The 989-nt window shown below is 67.7% G+C and carries 1 protein-coding gene; it reads right to left on the bottom strand.

The window, feature by feature from the left end; all coding sequences use genetic code 11:
• Window positions 1-137 precede the first annotated feature (137 nt).
• The coding region (locus ACEN88_RS32680; RefSeq protein WP_413346418.1) for a DUF1631 family protein at window positions 138-989 on the bottom strand (852 nt) is incomplete at its 5' end.

Genomic DNA, 989 nt, shown 5'->3' with positions numbered 1-989 from the left:
TTATCGGGCCACCCCCTATATATACACCTATTTATTCGTGGGCTGCGTAATTTGTGTTTAAGATACTGAGGCCGCCCAGCGCCGAGAGATGGGACCACCAGAGCATGTTGGATTCGGTGATGGATGACGACGCTCGACTATAACCCGGTCACGTGACCGATACCAACACGTAGGGCAACGGCCGATATATTCGAATCGTTGACGGCCCCTTGGGCCATTGCGTCGGAGAGCACCTGCCCGACGACGCCGTCGATGGCGAGCACGCGCGCGCCGCCGTCGTTCAGGACCGCGGCCAGCTTGTCGGCCGGCAGCGAGAACGCTTCGCGCCGCCCGGCGCCGGAGAAGATGAACAGCGTGCGCAGCGGGCTCACCCACGCCAGCTTGACCTTGCGCGCGCCTTCGCCCGTGCGGAATTCCAGCCACATGCCGCGCTCCAGGCCGTCGACGGCGGACACCTCGGCCACCCGCGCCGCCGCCTGTTCCGCGGCCGCGTTTTCCATCTCGACCTTGCGCAGCGCATCCTGCTGGGCCGCCTGCGTGGCCAGTTCCAGCTGGCGCTCCGGCGACAGCTCGATGGGTGCGCGCACGATCGCCGCGTGGTATTCGGCCAGGCGGGCGAAGAATTGCAGGCGCTCGGCGTCCTGCCACTTGATCGCATCGAGCCACTTGTTCAGCGTCTGCAGCAGGCGCGGCAGCCGGGCGATCAGGGCCTTGCGCTGCTCCGGCGTGGCCTTTGGCTTGACGCTCCAGATCAGGTCGTCCATGGCCCGGGTGGCGTTGTCGACGGCGCCCGGGCGCGCATCCTCGATCGTCCACGCGAACGTCAGCACGGTCGTCCAGCGCTGCTCGAGGAAGCCGCTGACGACCTCGTTGACGTCGCCGGCCTGCACCCGCAGGGCGATGGCGTCGCGGGCCTGGCGCGCCGCGACCTCGTGCTTTTCCCGTTTCAGCGCGCTGGCGACCGGTGCGGCGAGCGCGGCTACCTGGGC

It is taken from the genome of Massilia sp. CT11-108, from assembly GCF_047302915.1.
In the GTDB taxonomy this organism is placed as follows: Bacteria; Pseudomonadota; Gammaproteobacteria; order Burkholderiales; family Burkholderiaceae_D; genus Telluria; species Telluria orientalis.
Note: the sequence above shows the minus strand (reverse complement) of the source record. Positions and strands in the feature narration are given on the sequence as shown.